The 16,195-nt window shown below is 67.2% G+C and carries 12 protein-coding genes and 1 tRNA gene; 6 read left to right on the top strand and 7 right to left on the bottom strand.

Annotated features, from left to right (window positions below):
* Positions 1 to 260: 260 nt before the first annotated feature.
* Positions 261 to 1,175, bottom strand: a complete 915-nt coding sequence (locus V5F26_RS09030; protein WP_394947450.1) for a LysR family transcriptional regulator — start codon at positions 1,173 to 1,175, stop codon at positions 261 to 263.
* Between the two features lie 157 nt (positions 1,176 to 1,332).
* Here V5F26_RS09030 and V5F26_RS09025 point away from each other — a divergent pair, with 157 nt between their 5' ends.
* From V5F26_RS09025 to mmsB, 3 genes are all read left to right on the top strand, one after another.
* Entirely contained in the window at positions 1,333 to 2,829 is a 1,497-nt protein-coding gene (locus V5F26_RS09025) for a CoA-acylating methylmalonate-semialdehyde dehydrogenase (protein WP_394947451.1), read from the top strand.
* A gap of 115 nt (positions 2,830 to 2,944) precedes the next feature.
* A complete protein-coding gene (locus tag V5F26_RS09020; RefSeq protein WP_394947452.1) occupies positions 2,945 to 4,078 on the top strand; it encodes an isobutyryl-CoA dehydrogenase in 1,134 nt (377 codons plus the stop codon).
* Positions 4,079 to 4,233: 155 nt separating this feature from the next.
* Positions 4,234 to 5,130, top strand: a complete 897-nt coding sequence (gene mmsB / locus V5F26_RS09015) for a 3-hydroxyisobutyrate dehydrogenase (protein ID WP_394947453.1) — start codon at positions 4,234 to 4,236, stop codon at positions 5,128 to 5,130.
* Between the two features lie 84 nt (positions 5,131 to 5,214).
* On the opposite strand, the gene V5F26_RS09010 is transcribed toward mmsB, so the two are convergent.
* The 6 genes from V5F26_RS09010 to V5F26_RS08985 form a co-directional block, all read right to left on the bottom strand.
* Complete coding sequence (locus V5F26_RS09010) at positions 5,215 to 5,664, bottom strand: DUF805 domain-containing protein (protein ID WP_394054707.1); 450 nt, start codon at positions 5,662 to 5,664, stop codon at positions 5,215 to 5,217.
* 130 nt (positions 5,665 to 5,794) lie between these two features.
* Positions 5,795 to 6,736, bottom strand: a complete 942-nt coding sequence (locus V5F26_RS09005) for a hypothetical protein (RefSeq protein WP_394947454.1) — start codon at positions 6,734 to 6,736, stop codon at positions 5,795 to 5,797.
* Between the two features lie 172 nt (positions 6,737 to 6,908).
* A tRNA-Met gene (locus tag V5F26_RS09000) sits at positions 6,909 to 6,985 on the bottom strand.
* Positions 6,986 to 7,097: 112 nt separating this feature from the next.
* Entirely contained in the window at positions 7,098 to 7,745 is a 648-nt protein-coding gene (locus V5F26_RS08995; RefSeq protein ID WP_394947455.1) for a class I SAM-dependent methyltransferase, read from the bottom strand.
* A gap of 90 nt (positions 7,746 to 7,835) precedes the next feature.
* Positions 7,836 to 9,008, bottom strand: coding sequence for a tRNA 2-thiouridine(34) synthase MnmA (mnmA, locus tag V5F26_RS08990; protein ID WP_234052616.1), 1,173 nt, complete (start codon positions 9,006 to 9,008; stop codon positions 7,836 to 7,838).
* Positions 9,009 to 9,297: 289 nt separating this feature from the next.
* Positions 9,298 to 12,102 (bottom strand): [protein-PII] uridylyltransferase, encoded by a 2,805-nt coding sequence (locus tag V5F26_RS08985; RefSeq protein WP_394947456.1) that lies wholly within the window; start codon positions 12,100 to 12,102, stop codon positions 9,298 to 9,300.
* A 266-nt stretch (positions 12,103 to 12,368) separates the two neighbouring features.
* Here V5F26_RS08985 and V5F26_RS08980 point away from each other — a divergent pair, with 266 nt between their 5' ends.
* From V5F26_RS08980 to V5F26_RS08970, 3 genes are all read left to right on the top strand, one after another.
* Positions 12,369 to 14,777 carry a transglycosylase domain-containing protein gene (locus V5F26_RS08980; protein WP_394054712.1) on the top strand — a complete coding sequence of 803 codons (2,409 nt, stop codon included), beginning with the start codon at positions 12,369 to 12,371 and terminating at the stop codon, positions 14,775 to 14,777.
* 351 nt (positions 14,778 to 15,128) lie between these two features.
* On the top strand, positions 15,129 to 15,431 hold the full coding sequence (rpmB, locus tag V5F26_RS08975; protein ID WP_234052619.1) for a 50S ribosomal protein L28: 303 nt from the start codon (positions 15,129 to 15,131) through the stop codon (positions 15,429 to 15,431).
* A gap of 62 nt (positions 15,432 to 15,493) precedes the next feature.
* A complete protein-coding gene (locus V5F26_RS08970; RefSeq protein WP_234052620.1) occupies positions 15,494 to 16,024 on the top strand; it encodes a queuosine precursor transporter in 531 nt (176 codons plus the stop codon).
* Positions 16,025 to 16,195: the final 171 nt, after the last annotated feature.

Genomic DNA, 16,195 nt, shown 5'->3' with positions numbered 1-16,195 from the left:
GGGGAGTTGTCTGGAAAAGGCCGAATGCCGGGTCTCGTGCGGGCTCATCGGATGCGCCGCCTCATCCCTGGAAATCACCGCTTCAATCCCGCCACCGGTGGGTAGCATATTCATGGGGCATTTGAACGCGAAGCGAATTTTCGGCGACAGAACCGGCGCGGAGGGGCTGTATCCACAGCTGTCCACAGGGCCGGCGCCGCTGCGAAATCTGACGGAGCGTCATCGACAGCCCCCATGCCCGCGGCCCTCCCGCCGCCGTTCTATGTGGCCAGGAACATCGCGCGCGCCTTGTGCACCTCGGCGGCGATGAAGTCCGCCGCAACGCGGATGCGCGCAAGGTCGCGCATGTCGGTGTGGCTGATGAGCCAAAAGGTGCGGGTGATGCTCACCTCGTGCTGCAGCACCGGCATCAGTGCATCCGCGCCCTCCCCCGCGAAAAGGTCACCCATGAAGCACGGCAGCACGCACACGCCCGCCCCGCCCCGGGTGGCCGTGAGCTGGGCCACCAGGCTGGAACTTTTCACCTTCACGCGCAGGTCCTTCCCCACCAGCGGCGCATAGTCCAGCTCCGGCGTGTAGATCAGATCGTCGACATAGCCCACGAAAGCGTGCCGGGAGAGGGCCGAGCGGCTCTCGATGGGCCCGTGCCGATCGAGATAGGCGCGCGCGGCGTAAAGGCGAAGGCGGTAGTCCGTGAGCTTGCGGGCGGCCAGCCGCCCCTCCTTCGGCCGGCTGAGGGAGATGGCAATATCCGCCTCCCGCTTTGAGAGCGAGAACACACGCGGCATGGCCAGAAGCTGAATGTCGAGATCCGGGTGCATCTGCGCCAGCGCGGCGATGCGCGGGGCGAGGAAAAAGGTGCCGAACCCGTCGGGCGCGCCGATGCGCACCGTGCCGGCCACGCCCAGGTCCGCCCCCGCAATGGTGCCCTGGGCCGAGAGGGCGAGGCTCTCCATGCCCTCCGCCGCCGCCATCAGCCGCTCGCCGGCGGCCGTGAGCGCATAGCCCTGGGGCTGCCGATCGAACAGCTTGGCCCCGAGCGTCGCCTCCAGCGCGCCGAGCCGGCGACTGACCGTGGAATGCTCCACCCCCAGCCGCGCCGCCGCCGCCGTGAGCCGCCCCGCCCGGGCCACGGCCAGGAAAAAGCGCAGGTCCGACCACTCGAAATCCGCCATCGGCCGCTTTGCTTTCTTATCGATTTTCGCACATGGAGCGTGCGAAGATTGCCCTTTATGTGCACAAAAGGATAGGGCATTGTGCCGGCCAACAAAGGCTGGATACGCCGGCCGCAAGATTTTTTGGAAACGCATCCACCCGGGAAGGACACGCACCATGCGCGATATTGGCCATTTCATCGGCGGCAAGCACGTGCCGGGCACTTCGGGCCGCAAGGCTGACGTGTTCCAGCCCATGACCGGCGAGGTCATCGCCTCCGTCGCCCTCGCCAGCAAGGCCGAGATGCGCGCGGCGGTGGAGAATGCCAAGGCGGCGCAGCCGGCCTGGGCCGCCACCAATCCGCAGCGCCGCGCCCGCGTGATGATGAAGTTCCTGGAACTGGTGCAGCGCGATTACGATTCCCTGGCCGAGCTGCTCGCCCGCGAGCATGGAAAGACCATTCCCGACGCCCGCGGCGACATCCAGCGCGGCCTTGAGGTGATCGAGTTTTCCTGCGGCGTTCCTCACCTCATGAAGGGCGAGTATACGGACGGCGCCGGCCCGGGCATCGACCTTTATTCCATGCGCCAGGCTCTGGGCGTGGTGGCGGGCATCACCCCGTTCAACTTCCCGGCCATGATCCCCATGTGGAAGTTCGGCCCCGCCATCGCCTGCGGCAACGCCTTCATCCTGAAGCCGTCTGAGCGCGACCCCGGCGTGCCCATGCACCTGGCCGAGCTGATGCTGGAAGCGGGCCTGCCGGCCGGCATCCTCAATGTGGTGAACGGCGACAAGGAAGCCGTGGACGCCATTCTGGATGATCCGGACATCCACGCCATCGGCTTCGTGGGCTCATCCTCCATCGCCCAGTACATCTATTCGCGCGGTGCGGCCAACGGGAAGCGCGTGCAGGGCTTCGGCGGCGCCAAGAACCACATGATCATCATGCCCGACGCCGATCTCGACCAGGCGGTGGACGCGCTGATCGGTGCCGGCTACGGCTCGGCCGGCGAGCGCTGCATGGCGATTTCCGTGGCGGTGCCGGTGGGCGAAGCCACCGCTGACCGGCTCATCGAGAAGCTGGTGCCGCGCGTGGAGAGCCTGAAGATCGGCCCCTCCACCGACCCCACCGCCGATTTCGGCCCCCTCGTCACCCGCGAGGCCGTGGAGCGGGTGAAGGGCTATGTGGACATCGGCGTGCAGGAAGGCGCCAAGCTGCTGGTGGACGGGCGCGACTTTTCCCTCCAGGGCTATGAGAACGGCTTCTATATGGGCGGCTGCCTGTTCGACAATGTGACGCCCGACATGCGCATCTATAAGGAAGAGATCTTCGGGCCCGTCCTCTGTGTGGTGCGCGCGCCGGATTATCACGAGGCCCTGCGCCTGCCGACCGAGCACGAATATGGCAATGGCGTCGCCATCTATACCCGCGACGGCGACGCGGCCCGCGACTTCGCCTCCAAGGTGAATGTGGGCATGGTGGGCATCAACGTGCCGATCCCGGTGCCGCTCGCCTACCACACCTTCGGCGGCTGGAAGCGTTCGGGCTTCGGCGATCTCAACCAGCACGGGCCGGATTCCATCCGCTTCTACACCAAGACCAAGACGGTCACCTCCCGCTGGCCCTCGGGCATCAAGGACGGCGCCGACTTCGTCATCCCCACCATGGGCTGAGGCGGTCACCCGCCCATCGAGCCGGCCGCCGCGCGCGGCCGGCATCGCCGGCTCTTCCGCCAACGCGACGGGGGCGGCCGCCCCCGCTTACCCCACGACCCCGGGCGCGAGCGACATGTTCACCCTTTCCGACGACCAGATCGCCATTCGCGACATGGCCCGCGACTTCGCGGAAGCCGAGATCGCCCCCCATGCGGTGGAGTGGGACGAGAAGAAGTTCTTCCCCATGGAGACCCTGCGGGCCGCCGCGGCGCTGGGCATGGGCGGCATCTATGTGCGGGAGGATGTGGGCGGCTCCGGCCTCTCGCGGCTCGACGCCGCGCTCATCTTCGAGGCGCTGGCCACGGGCTGCCCCGGCACCGCCGCCTATCTCTCCATTCACAACATGGCCACCTGGATGATCGACCGCTTCGGCGATGATGATCAGCGCGCCAAATGGGTGCCCAGGCTCGCCAGCATGGAGCATTTCGCCTCCTACTGCCTCACCGAGCCCGGTGCCGGCTCCGACGCCGCGGCGCTGAAGACGCGCGCGGTGCGCGACGGCGATTATTATGTGCTCGACGGGCAGAAGCAGTTCATCTCCGGCGCCGGCGCCTCCGACATCTATGTGGTGATGGTGCGCACCGGCGGCGACGGGCCCAAGGGCATCTCGACCCTGGTGGTGCCCGCCGACACCGCCGGCCTCTCCTTCGGCGCCAATGAGAAGAAGATGGGGTGGAACGTGCAGCCCACCCGCGCCGTCATCTTCGAGGGCGCGCGCGTGCCCGTGGCCAATCGCCTGGGAGCGGAGGGCGAGGGCTTCAAGATCGCCATGGCCGGGCTCGATGGCGGGCGGCTGAATATCGGCGCCTGCTCCCTGGGCGGCGCCCAGGCGGCGCTCGACAAAACCCTGGCCTACATGCGCGAGCGCAAGGCCTTCGGCAAACGGCTGGACGAATTCCAGGCGCTGCAATTCCGCCTCGCCGACATGGCCACCGAGCTGGAGGTGGCGCGCACCTTCCTGTGGCGCGCGGCGGCGGCGCTCGACGCCAAGACGCCGGACGCTACCAAGCTGTGCGCCATGGCCAAGCGCTTCGCCACCGATGGCGGCTTCAACGTGGCCAATGAAGCCCTGCAGCTCCATGGCGGCTACGGCTATCTGGCTGATTACGGCATCGAGAAGATCGTGCGCGACCTGCGGGTGCACCAGATCCTGGAAGGCACCAACGAGATCATGCGGCTCATCGTGGCCCGCACGCTGATCGGCTGAGGCCGGGGCGCGGGGCGCGACCGCCCCCCGCCTCGAAACGCTCCGCAGCGGCGCAGGCGTGCGACCGCTGGCGCATGAACGCGCTCCGATCAACAGGACGCGCGCACCACCGAAATCGGGAACGCCGCAACGAGCGTTCAGCAGGGAGGAACCACATGGCCAGCATTGCATTCATCGGCCTCGGCAATATGGGCGTGCCCATGGCCGCCAATCTCGTCAAGGCGGGCCACACCGTCACCGGCTTCGACCTGGTGCCGGCTGCGCTCGAAGCCGCCAAAGCGCGAGGCATCGCCGTGGCCGACAGCGCCAAGGCCGCCGTGGCCGGCGCCGAGGTGGTGGTGACCATGCTGCCGTCCGGCAAGCATGTGGTGGGGGCCACCACGGGCGCCGAAGGGCTGTTCGCGGCGGCCAAGCCCGGCACGCTCTTCATCGATTCGTCCACCATCGATGTCGCCTCCGCCCGCGCCTTCCATGAGGCAGCCAAGGCGGCGGGCCACGAGAGCGTGGATGCGCCCGTCTCCGGCGGCGTGGGTGGCGCGGAAGGCGCGACCCTCACCTTCATGGTGGGCGGCACCGACGGCGCCTTCGCCCATGCCCGGACCTATCTGGAGGCCATGGGCAAGAAGATCGTCCATTGCGGTGGCGCCGGCGCGGGACAGGCGGCGAAGATCTGCAACAACATGATCCTCGGCATCTCCATGATCGCCGTTTCGGAAGCCTTCGTGCTGGGCGAGAAGCTGGGCCTCTCCCATGAAGCGCTCTACGAGGTGGCCTCCACCTCCTCCGGCCAGTGCTGGTCACTCAACACTTATTGCCCGGTGCCGGGCCCGGTGCCCACCAGCCCCGCCAATCGCGGCTACCAGCCGGGCTTCGCCGCCGCTCTGATGCTGAAGGATCTGCGCCTGTCGCAGGAAGCCGCCGGCACGGCCGGCGCGGCCACCGCCCTGGGCGCCGCCGCCACCGCCCTCTATACGGCGTTCGCGGAAGCGGGGAACGAAGGCAAGGACTTCTCCGGCATCGTGGAATGGATCCGCGAGCGCGACGACACCTGAGGGTGCGGACCTTCGCTGACCCATAAAAAAGGGGCGGACGACCACGGTCATCCGCCCCTTTTCTATTCCCTCGGCCTGCCGATCTCAGACCGGCGGCAGCAGCGGGTAAGGCGCGGAGCCAAAGGCATTGTCACGCGGCTCGGACGGCTGCACCCACCAGAACAGCAGCACGAGGAAGCCAATCAGTGGAATGAACATGATGAGCAGCCACCAGCCGCTGCGCCCCACATCATGCAACCGCCGCACGCCCACAGCCAGATTCGGCAGGAACAGAGCGAGGGACACGAGGTGCGGCAGGAAGCCGAAGCCATAGCTGCCCCACATGGCCATGCCCCAGCCATGGCCCATGGGCCCGAACGTTTCGGTCTGCATGCCCCCCACCATCGGCCCCATGAACAGGGCGACAATGATGGAGACCGCAATGGGCAGCAGCAGGACGAACAGCTCAAACCACCAGAACTCGCTCCGCGTGGCGCGGCCGTCGAACACCACATATTTCGACAGGCAGGTTTTGACCGCAGTCGAGAAATTCATTGCCCCATCTCCATTTCCGCTGCGACGGTAAAGGTTCCAAGCGCAGGCGGAAAGGGCCTTTCTCGGCTGCGAGTGCCGTCATGCGCCCGAACGCGACAATGCAGGCGCCGAGCCGGCCGATGCTCTCGCCTTAGTCCTGGCGCTCCACTTGGCGCTCGACCTCGAGATCGAGCCACCGGGAGATAGGCCTCGGCAGAAGGGCGTGGTTTTCTCGCGCGAAGGCGATCAGGGCATCCTTCTCGATGATGGTCACGTTACCGGGGCGCGCCTCGCCATAATTTCCGCTCGCCGCGAAGAGAAACACAGTGTCCACCTGTCCGTCGCCCGCATAGAGGGCCGCATCCAGGACGCGCCATCCGATCTGCTTGACTTGAACTCCAGCGGTGCGTCCGTCCGCCCGCACCAGCGTGCATTCATAGCGGGGCGTGCTGCGAGCGTGGCTGCTCAGCACCACGCGCCATCCCTGCTCCTGCAGAAAAAGCGCCACCAGATCCTCAAGCTCATACGAGCTCAAAGCCGAGATGAAGCACCCCAGCGGCGGCAATTCGGCGGCCTCACCGCATTTCGTCTTGAACAGCCACGGCGTATAGGCACCCACGAACGGATCCGGAATCCTTTGGATCGCGCCACCACGCCCTGCAAAGCTGGCCTTTACGGCGCCCGGCACATCCACGTCCGCGATATCAACTCCGCTGTCACCGCCGATGATGTGGGCCGGCACCACATGAAACAGGTCCTGCAACTCGATCCAGCGTTCCTCGTCCGTCGCGCCCGTGCCATATCGGCGATAGCCGCGCCCCGTCACCTTCCCCAGCAGGTAACGGCCAAGCTGATCCCTGGACCAGATGAAGTCTCCTGGCGCCACGTTCAGCATGATGGCGCGAACAGCGCGCTCTCGATACCCGATGTTGTCGCAATGTCGCTCGAGGTATTGCTCCGCCGGCTCATTCTCAATTTTAAGCAAATTACTGCCAGGCCAGCCCAGGCCGAGCACTTTATGCTCAAGACAATGCGCCACCACCTCCCCCGGATCGAGGACAGTGGGACGCAGGTGGAGACGCCAGACCGTCATGCGGGCTCCCTAACGCTCAAGGCACCACTCGCGCGAAGCATCCACAGTGGCACGATGCCTCAACACACTGCGTAGCCCTAGCGATAGCGTGGCGCGCGCACGACGTGCGGGACCCGGAAGGCACCGCGCAGGCGGGCCAGATCACTCTGACAAAGTTCAGGGTTCGGGGAAATGGTAGCAGCGGGCGGACTTGAACCGCCGACCTCCGGGTTATGAATCCGGCGCTCTCACCAACTGAGCTACGCTGCCACGGCCGATTCAACGCATCGGCTAGAGGCGGGGATATAGGGGCGCCGATACGCCCCTGTCAAGAAAGCCGAAGGAGTCTTGCACATCCCCGTGCGCCCCCTTCGCACAGCCCTCAGGCGCACGCGCGCTTCTTGATGCGCACCAGCTTGAAGAAGCCCACTGGGAACACCGGCGAAATTTCCACCACTTCCATGTCGGGATAGCGGGCGGCCCAGTTGCGCAGGCGCGAGGCCTTGAAGGCGATGGACCAGCCCACCTTTTTCACCAATGGGGCCAGCGCCTGCTCGATGTGCATCACCGGGCCCTCGTCGGCGCCCAGCTTGGAGGCCACCACGATCTCGCCGCCGGGCTTCAGCACCCGATACATCTCGTCGAGTGCCCCTTCCGGGTCCGGCACCAGGGTGATGACGAAGGGCACCGTGACGGCATCGAAGGTGTGGTCGGCAAAGCCGAGGTTGCAGGCATCCATGGCCGCGAGCAGGCCCACCTGGGTAAGGCCGCGCCCCACCTTCTTTTCCACCGCCTTGCCCAGCATTTCGGGCGAAAGGTCGATGCCGGTGACATTCACCGTCTTGGGGTAATAGGGCAGCACCAGTCCTGTGCCCACGCCCACTTCCAGAATGCGCGGGCCGCAGGCGGCGGCGGTGGTGGCCGCCTTGCGCTGCGCATCGGCCAGCAGCTTCACATAGACCTTGTCGTAGATCGGCGCCCACTTGGCATAGGCGCGCTTCTGACCCTCGAGATCGTATTGAACCGCCATCCTGGCCTTCTCCCAGCCTCGTCCCTCGGCCGCGCCGCCGGGCATCCCGGCGGGGCGGCGACAAACCCTTCGCCTCAAGCCACCATCGGCTCACGCCACCTGCGCCATGCTGCGCACGTCGCTCTGCGCCTTCACGATGGTGCCCCCGCCGAGCAGGCGCGCCCGGCTGTCCGCGCTATCGTAGAGCACGCAAGCCTGCCCCGGTGCAACGCCTTCCTCGCCGAGAGCGAGATGAACCAGCGGCGTTCCGTCCGCGGCGGTATCCAGATGGCCGGGAGCGGGCGCGCGCGTGGAGCGCACCTTCACCTGCACCTCGGCGCGGCGGGCGCAGGCATCCTCGAACGATCCCTCGCCCAGCCAGTTCACATCGGCCATCTCCACGGTGCGCACCATCAGCGCCTCGCGCGGGCCAACCTTCACCTCCCGGCGCGCGGCGTCGATGCCCACCACATAGAGGGGCTCCGGGCTGGCAATGCCCAGCCCCTTGCGCTGGCCGATGGTGTAATGCATCACCCCGCGATGGCGCCCGAGAATGCGGCCATCCAAATGCACGATGTCGCCGGGCTCGGCGGCCTCGGGGCGCAGGCGCTCCACCACCTCGGCATAATTGCCGCCGGGCACGAAGCAGATGTCCTGGCTGTCCGGCTTGTCGGCCACCTGAAGGCCGAAGCGGTTGGCCAGGGCCCGCACCTCGCTCTTCATCATGTCGCCCAGGGGGAAGCGCAGGCGCTGCAGCTGCGCGGCCGTGGTCGCATAGAGGAAATAGCTCTGGTCCCGCCCTTCCTCCGCAGCCCGGTAAAGGGCGCGGCGGCCGTCGGGCAGCCCGCGGCTGGACACATAATGGCCGGTGGCGAGCACCTGGGCGCCCAGTTCCTCGGCGGTGGCGAGCAGGTCGCGGAACTTGACGGTGCGGTTGCAGTCCACACACGGAATGGGCGTGACGCCGGAAGCGTAGCTCGCCGCGAAGCGGTCGATCACTTCTTCACGAAAGCGGCTTTCATAGTCGAGCACATAATGGGGGATGCCCAGGGTACGGGCCACCTCGCTCGCATCATAGATGTCCTGCCCCGCGCAGCAGGCGCCGCGACGATGGGCCGCTTCCCCATGATCGTAAAGCTGAAGGGTGACACCCACCACATCATAGCCGGCATGGGCGAGAAGCGCCGCCGTCACCGACGAATCAACGCCGCCCGACATGGCCACCACCACGCGGATGGAAGCCGGGTCGCCCGGAATGTCGAGAAGGTTCGGACTGCTGTTCATGCCGGATCTTGATGCCGCAAGAAAATGCCAAGGGCTTTCGGGCGCCCCCAATGGGCCGGCCCGAACCAAGCTGCAACTTGCTCGCACCTTTCAGGCCATGGGAGCAAGGCGAAAATAGGCCAATGCGCGCGGGGGCCGGATCGCGCCCCTGCCCCGCGCGACCATTCCCCACCAGAAAACGAAAGCAGCGCCAAAGGGATAGATCCCGCGCGAGGAAGCCAGCGCGGGATGAACCGTGATCGCCGCTAAAATGACGAGATGCTTCGTGATCCGGCGGCGACCCGCCCGATCACGCCCGCGCCGCCCGGCGCGGGGCCTCCTCGTCGTCGATGGCGCCCTCGAACACCGCCATCAGCGCGCGGCGGATGGCCGACTGGCGGGCCGCCGCCGTGATCTTCGCGCCCATGAGGTCGGTCACGTAGAACACGTCCACCGCCCGCTCGCCAAAAGTGGCGACGTGGGCGGACGCGATGTTGAGGTTGAGCCGCGACAGGGTGTTGGTGAGCGCGAACAGCAGGCCCGGCCGGTCAAGGCCGGAAACCTCCACCACCGTGTGGCGGTTGGACCAGGAATTGTTCACCATCACCTCGGGCTCGATCGAGAAGGTGCGGCGGCCCTTGGGCAGCTTCCGGGCCATCACTTCCGGCAGGCGCACCTCGCCCTTCAAGGCCTGTTCCACCGCCTCGCGGACGCGGCCGGCCCGACGCTCCTCGTCATCGTCGCGCTCGAAGGCACGGCGAATGGCGATGGTGTCCAGCGCCAGCCCGTCGGTGGTGGTGGAAATGTGGGCGTCCATAATGTTGGCGCCCGCGGCCGCGCAGGCCCCGGCGACGATGGACAGCAGCTTGGGATGGTCCGGCGCCAGCACGGTCAGCGTCGTCACGCCCCGGCCCGGCTCCATGGTGATCTGGGTGGCGATGCTCTCGCCCGCCGCCTCGGTGGCATCGATAAAGCGGGCGTGGCGCAGCTTGGCGTCCAGGTCCATGCGCAGCCAATAGGACGGATAGTGTCGCGCCAGATAGGCTTCCACCTTCTCCGGCGACCAATCGGAAAGGGCATGACGCAGCTGCGACTGGGCGGCGGTGACGCGCTTGCCGCGATCCACCTCCGAGAAGCCGCCGGTGAGCACTGGCTCGGTCTCGTAATAGAGGGTGCGCAGCAGCTGGGCCTTCCAGCTGTTCCAGGTGCCCGGCCCCACCGCGCGGATGTCCGCCGTGGTGAGGATGGTGAGCAGCTTCAGCCGCTCCAGATTCTGCACCACCGCGGCGAAATTCTCGATGGTCTTGCGATCCGACAGATCACGTGACTGGGCGACGGTGGACATCACCAGATGCTGTTCCACCAGCCAGGCCACCGTGTCCGTCTCCATGGGCGTCATGCCGAGGCGGGGGCACAGGCGCCGGGCAATGCGCGCGCCGGCGGTGGAATGATCCTCCGGACGACCCTTGGCGATGTCGTGCAGCAGCATCGCCACATAGAGCAGATTGCGATTCTTCACCGTCGCCATCAGCTCGTTGGCCAGCCCGTTCTCCGGATTGTTCTTGTGCTCGATCTCCGAGATGATGCCAATGCAGCGCAGGAGATGCTCGTCCACCGTATAGTGGTGGTACATGTTGAACTGCATCATGGCCACGATCTTCCCGAATTCGGGAAGGAAGCGGCCCAGCACCCCGGCCTCGTTCATCCGCCGCAGCACGGTTTCCGGCGCGGTCTTGGAGGCGAGGATTTCCAGAAACAGGCGGTTGGCTTCCGGATTGTCGCGCACCTTGGCGTCGATGAGCGGGAGCGAGCGCGCCATCAGCCGCATGGCGTCGGGATGCAGCGCGAGGTTGCGCTTGTCCGCCACATGGAAGATGCGGATGAGATTGACCGGGTCCCGCTTGAACGCCTCCGCGTCCGCCACGTTGAGGCGATCGTGGTCGAGGATGAAATCGGGGCTGTCCTTCAGCGCCGCCCGGCGGTGACCGGAGCGGAAGCGCTCCACCATGCCGCGCAGGCCGGGCACGGGCTTGGCCTGGTGCTCCTCCAAGGCGGCGGAGAGAATGGCGGTGAGATCCCCCACATCCTTCGCCACCAGGAAGTAGTGCTTCATGAAGCGTTCCACGTCGCGCTGGCCGGGATGCTCCGTATAGCCCAGGCGCTGGGCCATCTCCCGCTGCACGTCGAAGGAGAGGCGATCCTCGGCCCGCCCGGTGAGGAAGTGGAGGTGGCAGCGCACCGACCACAGGAAGTCCTCGCAGCGGGTGAACAGCCGGGCTTCCTCGCGGGTGAACACTTCCTTGGCCACGAGCTGGCTGGTGGTCTGCACCCGGTAGACGTATTTGGCGATCCAGAACAGGGTGTGCAGGTCGCGCAGGCCGCCCTTGCTGTCCTTCACATTGGGCTCGACCAGGTAGCGTGACTGGCCGGCGCGGCGCAGGCGCTCCTCGCGCTCGGCCATCTTGGCGGCCACGAATTCGGCGCCGGTGCCCTCCACCACCTCCTTGTCGAAGCGCTGCTCCAGATCGTGGAACAGGGCCTTGTCGCCAGCCAGGTAGCGCGCCTCCAGGATGGACGTGCGGATGGTGAAGTCGGCCCGCGCCTGGCGCAGGCACTCGTCCACCGAGCGGGTGGCGTGGCCCACCTTCAGGCCCAGGTCCCACAATATATAGAGTATGGCCTCGGCGACGCTCTCACCCCAGGCGGTCTGCTTGTAGGGCAGCACGAACAGAATGTCGGTGTCCGAGCCCGGCGCCAGCATGCCGCGGCCGTAGCCGCCCACCGCCGCGATGGCCATGCGCTCGGAGCGGGAGGGGTTGTCGGCCGGATAGAGGATGGTGGTGGCCACCTCATAGGCGCTGGAGATCATGGCATCCTGGAAGGCGGACAGGCGCATGGCGCAGCAGCGCCCGCAGCCGTCTTCCTTCAAAAGGCGCTCGGCCTCGGCGCGAGCCTCCTGCATGGCGGTCTTCAGGTAGCCGACGATGGCGTTGCGCAGCTCCAGATCCTTGCCCTGGTGCGCCTTGGCGATCTCAAGAACGTCCGCCCGGAGCTTCTGCCCCTCAAACGGTTCTCCGATGGTGCGCTGGGCTTTGGAATTTCGGATGACAGCCATTGAATCGATCTGGTGCTGAGGTGCGGAAACGCAGCCCCTACCAATAGCGCAAATGGTCGCTCCCGGCGAGGGCCCCCCGCGGCGTGCGGCGAGCAACCCGGCCCCTCGCCCGCTGCGGCCTTAACCCTCCCTTCAGGGGGTGGCCGGCAGAGTTCGCGGTGTGCGATGCGGAAAGAAGCGGGCAACAGCCCAGCCGCTGCCGTTTTCGCCCCATTTGGGTGGTGGAAGGGGAGTCGAAGCACACAAGGGGAGCGACGGGACAGCCGATGGCGACTCGAGGTTACGGCGAAGGAACACGGCGCGAGCCGGCCGTGGAGCGCTCGGACACGGGTTTCGACATCCGCCTTTCCCCAGAGGACCGGCCCACGGGCAGCCTGAAGGCGCCGCGGGCCAAGGGTCCGACGAAGGGGGCTGCAAAGGGGCGGGCCGAGCCGCCGGCCCTCGACCGCTTCGACCGCGTGCCACCCCTGGGCTCCTCGCGACCCGGCGCGGAGAGCGAGCCGGAAGCCACCGACCAACCAACCGCACGAATGCGCGCGAGCGCCGGTGCGGCCCCCGAAATCCTCGCGCCTGAGCCTGCGGCGCGCCGCGACAGAGGAGAGGCGGAGCTGGGCGGACGCGACAAGAAACGGGGCAAGGCCAAGACTGAAAAGCCGGCGCGCCCGCGCCGCCGGCGGCGCTCGCTCGTCTGGTCCCTGGTGAAGTGGAGCTTCATCCTCGCCATCTGGGGCGTCATCGGCATCATCGGCGTCATTGCCTATGAGGCCTCCAAGCTGCCGCCCATGCAGACGCTGATGATCCCCAAGCGTCCGCCCACCGTCACCATCCTTGGCGCTGACGGCAAGACGCTGGCGGTGCGCGGCGACATGGGCGGGGTGGCGGTGCCCATTCAGGAATTGCCGCCTTATCTGCCCAAGGCTTTCGTGGCCATCGAAGACCAGCGCTTCTACAGCCATTTCGGCCTTGATCCCGAGGGCCTGGCGCGCGCGCTCGTGACCAATCTCACCTCCCGGCGCCTCCGGCAGGGCGGTTCGACGCTGACTCAGCAGCTCGCCAAGAACCTGTTCCTCACCCAGGAGCGCACCGCTTCGCGCAAGATTCAGGAGCTGGTGCTGGCCCTGTGGCTGGAAACCAAGTTCACCAAGGACCAGATTCTCGACCTCTATCTCAACCGCGTCTATTTCGGCGCCGGCGCCTATGGCGTGGAAGCCGCCGCTCAGCGCTATTTCGGCAAGTCCGCGCGGCAGGTGACGCTGGCGGAGGCGGCCATGCTGGCGGGGCTTGTGAACTCGCCCTCCCGCCTTGCGCCCACACGCAACCTGAAGGGCGCGCAGGCCCGCGCGACGCTGGTTCTCACGGCCATGAAGCAGCAGGGCATGATCTCGCCGGAGATGGCGCAGACGGCCATTGCCCACCCGGCCCAGCTCGCCCGGCCCAAGACCCCCGATTCCGCCGGCTATGTGGCCGACTGGGTGATGGACCAGCTCGACGCCTATTCCAGCTTCATCACCGGCGACGTGACCGTGCGCACCACCATCGAGCCGAACCTGCAGCAGGCGGCGGAAAAGGCGCTGGACGAGACGCTGGCCAAGTCCGGCGCCAAATATGGCGTGGGCCAGGGCGCCGTGGTCTCCCTGGATACGGACGGCGCCGTGCGGGCCCTTGTCGGTGGGCGCTCCTACCAGGAGAGCCAGTATAACCGCGCCGTCACAGCCAAGCGGCAGCCGGGCTCGGCCTTCAAGCCGTTCGTCTACCTCACCGCGCTGGAAGCGGGCCTGACGCCGGAGACCGTGCGCGAGGATGGCCCCATCCAGCTCAAGGGCTGGAAGCCGGAAAATGCCAGCCACCAGTATCGCGGGCCGGTGACCCTCACCGAGGCCCTCGCTTTATCGCTCAACACCGTGTCCGTGCGGCTCGCTCTGGAGATGGGACCGAAGGCAGTGGTGGCGACCGCCCACCGGCTCGGCATCACCTCGCCGCTCGATCCCAACCCCTCCATCGCGCTGGGCACCTCGGAAGTCTCGGTGCTGGAGCTGGCGAGCGCCTATGTGCCGTTCGCCAGTGGCGGCATCGGCGTCACGCCCTATGTCATCGAATCGGTGAGGGACGCCGGCGGACAGGTGATCTTCGAGCGCACCGACCGGGGCCCGGGGCGGGTGATGGACCCCGCTTATGCGGCTGAAATGAACCAGATGCTCACCCAGACCCTGGTCATCGGCACCGCCCGGCGGGCCGATCTGCCGGGCTGGGAGGCGGCCGGCAAGACCGGCACCTCGCAGGATTATCGCGATGCGTGGTTCGTGGGCTACACGGCCAAGTTCGTCACCGCCGTGTGGCTGGGCAATGACGATTCCTCGCCCACCAAGAAGGCTTCGGGCGCCAATCTGCCAGTGGAGATCTGGAGCCGCTACATGAAGGTGGCGCACCAGGGCATCCCCGTGGCCGAGCTGCCCGGCGGCACGCGCACCGCGGGCTTCGGCGGCTATGGCTACGGCGCGCCCGGCGGCACCCTCGCGCCCCCCGAATCCGTGCCCGACGACCGTCCGGCGGCCATGATGGGCCAGGCCGGCTTGCCCCCCGCCAATGTGGGCGGGCCCCAGGGCGCCCAAGGCGAGCCGCCCATGACGCTGGAACGCTGGTTCGCGGAAACCTTCCTCGGACAGGGCCGGCGCTGACGCCACGCCCCTGCGCGCCCTCCGAGTCGCCAGGGCGCGCCCCAACCCCTGCGATTCCCGCCCGATTCCCCCGCCATGCCCCCGCGGCGCGGGACTGCGGCTGGCGAGGCCGCTCCCACCGCCGCGCGCGAAGGACCGTGGGAGTCCACGTTTTTTTTTGCTGGCGCAAGGCCCGCGAGGCGATGTCGGGCCATCGTTTGCCGGCGCCGATCTTGACGGCGGAGCGCCTCCCCCTTATAGGAGCCACTTCCCGTTCCAGCGGGTGAGTGCCGCGGGGCGCGACTCTGAGAAGAGGCAAGCCGCTCCATCTGGCGCTCCCCGCACCTGAAAAGACGAAGAAGGACTTCTGCCATGTCCCGGCGGTGTGATCTGACCGGTAAGGCGGTGCTGACCGGCAACCTTGTGAGCCACTCGAACCGCAAGACCAAGCGCCGGTTCCTGCCGAACCTGTGCAATGTGACCCTTGAGAGCGAGTCTCTCAACCGCTCCGTGCGCCTGCGCGTTTCCGCGAATGCGCTGAAGAGCGTGGACCACCGCGGTGGCCTCGACGCCTTCCTCAAGAAGGCCCGCGACGAGGAGCTGTCTCCGCGCGCGCTGGAGCTGAAGCGCCTCATCGTGAAGGCTGCGAACGCAGCGGCTGCTGCCGCCGCCTGATGGCCTCTGCCACATTTGTTGGTGGGTCTGAACCGCGGGCGTTTACGCTCGCGGTTTTTGCCATGTGCGGGGCGGTTCTGGCCGCCAACGTGCTGGTGCAGTTCCCCTTCACGCCGTTCGGCCTTCAGGACTACCTGACCTACGGCGCCTTCACCTATCCGCTCACCTTTCTCGTGAACGACCTCACCAATCGCCGGCTGGGGATCGTGCGCACGCGGCAGGTGATCTATGCGGGCTTCGCGCTGGCCCTGGCGCTCTCCGCGCTGCTGGCCACGCCGCGCATCGCGCTGGCCTCGGGCACCGCCTTCATCGTCGCGCAGCTGCTTGATGCCACAGTGTTCAATGCCCTGCGGCAGAAGGCCTGGTGGCTGCCGCCGGCGCTGTCGGGCGGCATCTCCTCCGCCATCGACACCGCCGTGTTCTTCACCCTGGCCTTCTCCGGCACGGACCTGCCGTGGACCAATTGGGCGGTGGCGGATTATCTGGTGAAGCTGGCCATGGTGGCGCTGTTCCTGGCGCCCTACCGCTACCTCATCGGCCGCATGTCCAGCTGGACCCAGCAGCCCGAAGACGCAGCGCCCGCGGAAGCCTGATTTCCCGGAGGCCCGTGAGCCCGGCTCATGGGCCTTCGGCATTTCCGCAACCTCAGCCCCATAAGCGAGCCGCCCGGCCCTTTCGGTCGAAATCGCTCCCGGATGTGTGAGGGCCACGTGCCCGGTCGGGTCGCGATGTCATGGCAACATCCAAGCAGTCCATGCTTTTGC

Source organism: Xanthobacter variabilis (genome assembly GCF_043831965.2).
Lineage (GTDB): Bacteria > Pseudomonadota > Alphaproteobacteria > Rhizobiales > Xanthobacteraceae > Xanthobacter.
The sequence above is the reverse complement of the archived record's forward strand: the minus strand, read 5'-3'. Positions and strand labels throughout refer to the sequence as shown.